We start from the raw sequence: 7,463 nt of genomic DNA, 5'->3' as shown, positions 1-7,463 counted from the left end.
GCTCCTCACACAACAGGCCGGATACAAGGCAGCAGCCGACTTCTTCACAACACCGATGCGGGTTACTCCTCATAGCCGGGAGGCATCCATACAAGCTCCCATGAAGCAAGCGCTCGTCGTCGAAGACCTCGCCGAGGTGCGGGACTGGCTGGTCGGCATCGCACAGTCGGTGTTTCCGGGCGTCGAGGTGACGGCGGTGGGCCGCGCCGATGCGGCGATGAACTGCGTCGCCAGCCACCCGTTCGACGTGGCGCTGGTCGACCTCGGGAGGCCCGACGGAAACGGCATCGACGTGGTGCGCTTGCTGCATCAGAAGCGGTCGCAGTGCCTGGCGGTGGTAGTGCCCATTTACGACGACGACGAGCACCTGTTCCCGGCGCTGCAGGCCGGCGCCTTCGGCTACCTGCTGAAGGACCAGCGGCGCGAGGCCCTGATCACCCAGTTGCTGCGCATCGCGAGCGGCGAGCCGCCGTTGTCGCCGCCCATCGCACGCCGTGTGCTGTCCTTCTTCGGCCGGAGTTCGGCCGGCCTGACGCCGCCCCGGCTGCAGCCAGCATCGCAGGTCGAGACGGTACGGCTGACCGAGCAGGAAACGGTGGTGCTGCAACGCGTGGCCAAGGGCTACACCCTTCCGGAAATCGCACAGCAGCTCGGGCTTTCCCGCTACACGATTGCCGAACACGTCAAGCACATCTATCGCAAGCTCGATGTCTCCTCGCGGGCCGAGGCCGCGCTGGAGGCGGCCCGCAGGGGCTTGGTGAGTTAGCAGAAGCCCACGGCACCGTGAACCCCTCGAGATGAGGTATTCGCCACGCGCACCTTGCCTCCTACATTGCGCTCGCTTGGCAGACAGATTCAGAGCCGTAGGAACTGATGCGGGCCGTTTGCCTTTGCCAGATCAGCCCAGCGTGCCGTTCACGCCTTCGATCAGGTAGTCCATCTTCTCGAGGACCGGGTCGTAGTTGCCGTAGCCCTTGTCGAGCACGAGCTTGCCAGTGTTGCTCTTGACCGGTCCGGTCCAGATCGGCTTGCCAGCCTTCAAGTCGGCGATGGCCGCAGTGGCCGCATTGCGCGCCTTGTCGGTGGCGCCGGCGCCGAAGGGCGTGCTGAGCACCATGTCCTTGTCGTAGCCACCGAAGAACTGGTTGGGCAGCTTCTTGCCGTTGCCCACGTCGGCGGCGAATGACTTGTAGACCGTCTCCCACTTGTTCTCGGCGCCGGTGATGAAGCCCTTGGGTGCAAGGCGCGCCTGCGAGGCGTTGTGGCCACAGGTCTTTACGCCGGCCTTCTCAGCCGTCTCGATCACCACCTTCGGGCTGTCGACGTGGCAGGCAATGACGTCATTGCCTGCGGTGATCAGCGCGTTCGTCGCTTCAGCCTCGCGCACAGGCATCGACCAGTCGCCGGTGATGACGAGTTGCACCACCGCGTTCGGATTCACGCGCTTCACGCCCAGCGTGAACGAGTTGATGTTGCGCAGCACGATCGCAATGGGCTTGGCCGCCACGTAACCGATCTTGTTGGACTTGGTCGACAGGCCCGCGGCAATGCCGTTGATGTAGTGCGCCTGGTCCAGGTAGCAGAAGTAGCCGCCCAGGTTCATCGGGTGCATGTCGGGCGACCACAGCGACGTGGGGTGGCGGAACTCGACCTTGGGGTACTTCTTGGCGAGGTCGACCATGAAGGGGTCGAAGTAGCCGAAGGAAGTGCCGAAGATCAGCGAAGCGCCATCGCTCTGGACCATGCCTTCGATGGTCTTGCGCACGGCCACCGTCTCGGGCACGTTCTCTTCTTCCACCACCTTCACGCCGGGCACCGAGCGAAGGGCCTTGGCGGCCACGGCGTGGGCCTGATTCCAGCCGAAGTCGTCACGCGGGCCGACATAGATGAGGCCGACCGTGACATCGGTCCTGGCCTGCGCGCTGCTCGCGCCAAGCAGTGCGGGCGCGATGGCGCTGCCGGCCAGCAGGCTGCCAGCGGCGGTGCTCGCCGTGGTGCCCAGGAAGCGGCGGCGACTCCAGTGCATCTGTTGTGTCATGGTCGTGATTCCTTCTTGGAGAGGTTGCTGGGAGGTTTGCTGGGGAGGGAAACTGAAAGCGGAGCGCGGCGGCGCTCAGGCCGTCTTGCGGCCCCTGCGCGCGGGTGTGGATGCGGTGGAAGACACGCCTGTCGCGTAGCGGCCGAGGATGCTGCCAAGGTCTTCGTCCACCGGCTTCTTCTCAGGCATGAGCGCGCGCTGCTGCACGCTGCCCAGGTGCTCGTCCATCAGCTTCAAGGCAGATTTCGCATCGCCGCGGCGGAAGGCCTCGATCAAGGCCTTGTGCTCGTCGATGCCGCACTGCGACGAATGCGTGTTGCCGTAGATGGCCAGGATGAGCGAGCAGCGCGACACCAGTTCCGACACGTAGCGCTCGATGACGGGGTTACCCGCCAGGTGCGCAAGGCGGATGTGAAATTCGCCGGCCAGGCGTGCGCATACCGCGGGAGGCTGCGTGCGAGCGGCCTCTTCCTCGTTGCGCACATGGCCTTCCAATGCCGCACCCATCGCCGGCGTCCAGCGGGCGATGACCAGGCGTACTACCTCACGCTCCAGGCAGGTCCGCGTCTCGAAGACGTTGTGCGCCTCGGCGCGCGAGGGCTGCGCCACCGTGGCGGTGCGCTTGCGGCCCGACTCCACCAGCCCTTCGGTGATGAGCCGCGCAAGCGCCTCGCGCACCAGCGTCCGGCTGACGCTCAGGTGCGTGGCCAGCACGTCCTCCGGCAGCTTGGTGCCCGGGGTCAGCGCCTGCTCGATGACGGCGTGCTTGATCGACAGGTAGGCCACCTCGGCCTTGCTTTGTTCTTGCGGCATCTCGTTTTTGTGTACAGATCGGATGTCGTCATGTATGCGAGAAGCGGGCCAGCCTGTTTGCACCAGCGAGCAGGCCAAGTGCACCAACTTCGCGCTTGTTTCGTCTCGGATGGCGCACCAGGGGTGACGAAGGCGCTCGAACTTGGTGGCAGCGCACCGCCCTGGAGCGACCCGATTGCAAGTTTGATGGCAGGCATCTTGCATACGTGATTCATCAATCTCGTACACAAAAGGAGCCTCGAAGATGAGCAGCCCGCAATCCCTCACGCTGCGCCTGAACCCGCAGCAGCTCGACCTTCTGCAGCGCTGCATCGCCAACGGCGACGCCGCCGACCTGCAGTCGCTCGCGCAGCGCGCCATTCGCGAAATGAAGAACAACAGCGTGACGTCAGCCAAGCCGGCGGCGCCCGCCAAGCCCGATCTTTCGGGGCTTTCCGATCAGCGCCAACTGCTGGCCACGCGCATCCTGGAGCCCGGCACCGGCAAGGCACTGGAGTTGATGAAGGGCCAGGTCCTGCGCATCGAGCAAGTCGAAGGGGGCCAGTGCGCCGACTTCAACTGCTTCAACTTGCACGACTACAAGGAGTTCATGCACGTCGGACGCACCCGCACGCTGCACGGCTTCAACCCCGGGCCAGGCGATTTCCTTTGGTCCGCCCCGCCGCGCGAGCGCGCCATGATGTTCATCCTGGCCGATACGGTGCGCGCCAACGACGTCATGTTCCCGCGCTGCAGCGCCAACCTGTACGAGTCGGTCTACGGCTTTCACAAGCACACCAACTGCCACGACATCCAGTCAGAGGCGCAGCGCGAATACGGCCTGACGCCCGACGACGTGCACGACTCGTTCAACCTGTTCATGAACACCGTCATCGCCGGCGAGCGCGGCCGCATCGAGCGCCAGACCTCCAAGGCCGGCGACCATGTGGACATGCTCGCGCTGATGGACTTGCTGGCTGTGCCCAACGTGTGCGGGGCCGACATCATGCGCACCAGCAACTTCTCGCTCAAGCCGCTGAAGGCGGAGATCTACGCAGCGTCGGAACGCGACCTGGCATCGGTGCCCGCGCTCGCTGACTGGAGCACGCAGCGCAAGCCCGCGGACTTTCGGCAGCCGACCATCAAGGCCGACAGGCCGCTAAAGCGCGACACGGACTACGTGCCGCAATTCACCAACGCCCCGCTCGTGAGCCAGGACTACGTAGTGGAGCTGAGCGCACAAGAGATCGACACGCTCGAATCCTTCGGCCTGCACCCCTATTACGGCACCGACCGCGCCGCCGCGCTGCGCGACGTCATGTACTCCTGGTGGGAAAAGCGCTACATGGACTGAGGGCCGATCAGCCGGGGCTGCGGGCAATCGAAGCTGCGGCTGGGACAGAGCGTGGGCGAGCATCGCCGCAGTGCCGCAATCGTGCGAACACGCCGATCTCGGTCAGCTCGCCTCGGATGCGGCATAGAGACGCCACTGCCCGGGAACACCCTTCAATTCACGGGTGCCGCGATCCATGAATGCCAGTCCGGAGCCTGCCACGAGATCCTTGACCGTACTGGATACGAGAACCTCTCCGGGGCTCGCTGCGCTGGCGATCCGAGCGCCGATATGCACTGCGATACCGCCGATCTTGGCGCCCATCACCTCGCACTCGCCCGTGTGCACGCCGGCGCGAATCTCCAGGCCGAGAGAGCGAGCACTGCTTCCGATGGCGGCCGCGCAACGCACAGCCCGCGCGGGACCGTCGAAGGCCGCAAAAAAGCCATCCCCAGCCGTGTCGACCTCACGTCCCCTGAATCGCTCCAACTGGCGGCGTGCGACCCCGTAGAAGGTGTCCAGCAACTCGTGCCATCGAGCGTCGCCCAGTTGCGCAGCCCGCTCGGTTGACCCGGCGATGTCGGCAAACAGGACCGTCGCCAGCACCCGGTCTGATTCGTGTTCATGCCGCTGACCGGTGAGAAACTCCTCGATGCGCTCTAGAAAAGCGTTCGCGTCGCCGATAAAGAAGAAGTGGTCATCGCCGGGAAATTCCGCGTACTCAGCGCCTGGAATCTTCTGTGCCAAGTAGCGCGCGTGCTCGATTGGCGAGATGCGATCGCCGACGCGGTGCAAAACGAGCGCCGGAACCCGAATTGCGGGAAGGATCGGGCGTGCGTCGATCTCGTAGGCCATGCGTAGCAAGGCCACCGCCGCGCCTGGGCTGCACGCCTGCCGCTGGAAGCGCCCCCACCAATCGCGTGCTGCCGCGTCAGTGGCGAGCGAAGGTGCAAGGGCGCTCAATAGAACTCCCTTGCCCCAATCCTTTTCCATCCGCTGCAGTAGGGCGTCATACCCCTCGGGTGGCGTTCCGAACGTGTAGTCAGGTGCCCAGGCGATCCGCGCGAACGTTCCCATCAGGACGATGGCTGCGGTGCGATCGGGATGCGTGGCCGCGAACAGCAGACTCAACGGGCCGCCTTCCGATACCCCGACCAGCGCCGCCCGCTGGGAACCGGCGGCGTCCATGACCGCCCGGACATCATCCATTCGCTGCTCGAGGGTCGGCAATTGCCCGACGGGAACAGGATCGGACATCCCGGTCCCGCGCTTGTCAAAGATGATGAGTCGGGCGAACGAGGAAAGGCGCCTGAAGCAGCGCGCCCAGCGAGGCTCTTCCCAGCAGTGCTCTGCGTGTGACACGAACCCGGGAATGAACACCAGGTCCAGCGGCCCTTTGCCGACGACCTGATAGGCGATATGGCAATCCCCGCTCTTCGCATAGCGAGTCTCCGGGTGCTCTGCCATTTCTCACCTCCTCGAGTGACCGATTCGATTTTCAGCGCACGAGCGTTGAGCCGCAAAGAATCTTGACCGGGCCGCTTCAGCCCCGACGCTGCCGGCGCCCCGCGCATTGTGCAGGGCCGCCGATGGCCGTGCTAGTCAACGGCCCTTCAACGCGACTGCTCTGACAACCAGCGGGAAGAAAAGCTGGCCACAAAAGCCGGGGCGATTCAGTTCTCCCTGTGCTGTTAGCCTTACATGGTAGGCAGGGCCTCTGCCACGCCAACTCCGGCCATCGTGCCCAATTTTAGAAGTGAACTCACTATGACCAGCCCGCTGTACAACGCCTCCGTTCCCGTCCTGCAGCAGATGCTGCGCGCCCTGTCCGACGTGCTCAAGAAGGCCGAAGACCACGCGACGCAAAAAAATATCGATCCAAATGCGCTGCTGCAGGCGCGGCTGTTCCCTGACATGTTTCCGCTGGTACGTCAGGTACAGATCGCCGCAGACTTCTCCAAGGGCATTGCCTCCCGCCTGGCTGGTGCCGAGGTGCCGTCCTGGCCCGACACTGAGGTCAGCTTCGCCGACCTGCAAGCGTTGATCGCCAAAGCTTTGGCCCATATCGGCTCCTTCAAGTCTGAGCAATTCGATTCAAGCGAGAGCCGCGAGATCGTATTGCGCCCCGGCACCCCCAAGGAAAAGAAGCTGACCGCAGGCGCATATCTTCTGCACTATGGACTGCCGCAGTTTTTCTTCCACGTGACCACAACCTATGCCATCTTGCGCCACAACGGTATTGAGATCGGTAAGCGCGACTACATGGGTGCCTACTAACCCAAGTAGGTGCCGGAAGCGGTCGTTCAACTCCGCGTACACCGACAGAACGCCGAAGCTCGCGGTCTACCATCCTCGCCATGAGCTCCCAATTCGAATGCCTGCGTCCCGACCACCTGTACCGGGATATTTTTGACGTCGACGCGCCCAGCGACGCCGCGGTGGGTCGCCAGGTTTGGCCTGGCCGCCCAGGCGTTTTCATCCGCAACCAACCGGCACCGCCTTCGGTCGAAGGCGCCGAGCACCCGTACCCAGGCGCGATCGAACGCGAGCTCGTCGTGGGCCAGTTCGGCTTGGTCCCGCCCTGGGTGAAATCCGCTTCTGACGCAAAACTGCGTTCGACCAAGCTGGTCAACGCACGCTCGGAGACCGCGACCACGTCCAACAACTTTCGCGGCGCCTGGCTGGGTGCGCAGCGTTGCATCGTGCCGATGATGGCGTTTCACGAAGACGACTTGCGACGCGGCAAAGCCGTGTCCACGCGTGTCGCGCGGGTGGACGGCAGACCCATGGGCGTGGCCGGTCTGTGGGAGTTCTGGAGCGGTGCGCAGGGCGGGGCGATCGTCAGTTTCTGCCTGCTCACGGTGAACGCCAACAGCCACGCGCTGATGCCCCGTTACGGGCAACCGGGCAGCGAGAAGCGCATGTTGGCGATTTTGAACGAAGGTTCGTATGGGGCTTGGCTGAACGCGGCCCAGCCGGAGAAAGCGCGAGAATTCATGCGGGCGTATCCGGCCGAGGGGCTCACCGCCAACCCCATCGAGAAGAAGCGCTCGGCCACTTGATCAGCACAGCGTGACCGGTGCCGTCTCGATGCCATGCTCGCTGCTCTGCGGTGCACCTCGAACCAATCGCGGCGCGCATTCGCGCTTCCAACTTCTAGCCCCATGTCAATGACCGAACCGATCGCCCCCATCCAAGAACCCACGTTGTGGAGCGACGAGCGCTGGACCGCGCGCGTCATCAAGAACGAAGACGACGACGGATGGGCGGTGTCGATGACGCGGCATGGCGACCCGGAGC

General features: G+C 64.3%; 7 protein-coding genes. 4 read left to right on the top strand and 3 right to left on the bottom strand.

The genetic code is table 11. From position 1 onward, the window contains the following. The first annotated feature begins 100 nt into the window (after nucleotides 1–100). Nucleotides 101–766, top strand: a complete 666-nt coding sequence (locus BM345_RS29275) for a response regulator transcription factor (protein WP_093387308.1) — start codon at nucleotides 101–103, stop codon at nucleotides 764–766. Between the two features lie 132 nt (nucleotides 767–898). Here BM345_RS29275 and BM345_RS29270 read toward each other — a convergent pair whose 3' ends face one another. Together BM345_RS29270 and BM345_RS29265 are read right to left on the bottom strand one after the other, a co-directional pair. Beyond that, nucleotides 899–2,038, bottom strand: coding sequence for a BMP family ABC transporter substrate-binding protein (locus BM345_RS29270; protein WP_093387305.1), 1,140 nt, complete (start codon nucleotides 2,036–2,038; stop codon nucleotides 899–901). A 75-nt stretch (nucleotides 2,039–2,113) separates the two neighbouring features. After that, nucleotides 2,114–2,851, bottom strand: coding sequence for a GntR family transcriptional regulator (locus BM345_RS29265; protein ID WP_093387303.1), 738 nt, complete (start codon nucleotides 2,849–2,851; stop codon nucleotides 2,114–2,116). Nucleotides 2,852–3,095: 244 nt separating this feature from the next. Here BM345_RS29265 and BM345_RS29260 point away from each other — a divergent pair, with 244 nt between their 5' ends. Then, nucleotides 3,096–4,184 (top strand): DUF1989 domain-containing protein, encoded by a 1,089-nt coding sequence (locus BM345_RS29260; protein WP_093387300.1) that lies wholly within the window; start codon nucleotides 3,096–3,098, stop codon nucleotides 4,182–4,184. A 102-nt stretch (nucleotides 4,185–4,286) separates the two neighbouring features. Here BM345_RS29260 and BM345_RS29255 read toward each other — a convergent pair whose 3' ends face one another. Then, a complete protein-coding gene (locus BM345_RS29255) occupies nucleotides 4,287–5,630 on the bottom strand; it encodes an adenylate/guanylate cyclase domain-containing protein (RefSeq protein WP_093387297.1) in 1,344 nt (447 codons plus the stop codon). Between the two features lie 300 nt (nucleotides 5,631–5,930). Here BM345_RS29255 and BM345_RS29250 point away from each other — a divergent pair, with 300 nt between their 5' ends. After that, the gene (locus tag BM345_RS29250) at nucleotides 5,931–6,440 is read left to right on the top strand and encodes a DUF1993 domain-containing protein (RefSeq protein ID WP_093387295.1); all 510 of its coding nucleotides are present in this window, start codon (nucleotides 5,931–5,933) and stop codon (nucleotides 6,438–6,440) included. Between the two features lie 80 nt (nucleotides 6,441–6,520). Then, complete coding sequence (locus BM345_RS29245) at nucleotides 6,521–7,225, top strand: SOS response-associated peptidase (protein ID WP_093387292.1); 705 nt, start codon at nucleotides 6,521–6,523, stop codon at nucleotides 7,223–7,225. Nucleotides 7,226–7,463: the final 238 nt, after the last annotated feature.

Origin of the sequence: Variovorax sp. OV329 (assembly GCF_900114785.1) — a bacterium.
GTDB lineage: Bacteria > Pseudomonadota > Gammaproteobacteria > Burkholderiales > Burkholderiaceae_C > Variovorax.
Note: the sequence above shows the minus strand (reverse complement) of the source record. Positions and strands in the feature narration are given on the sequence as shown.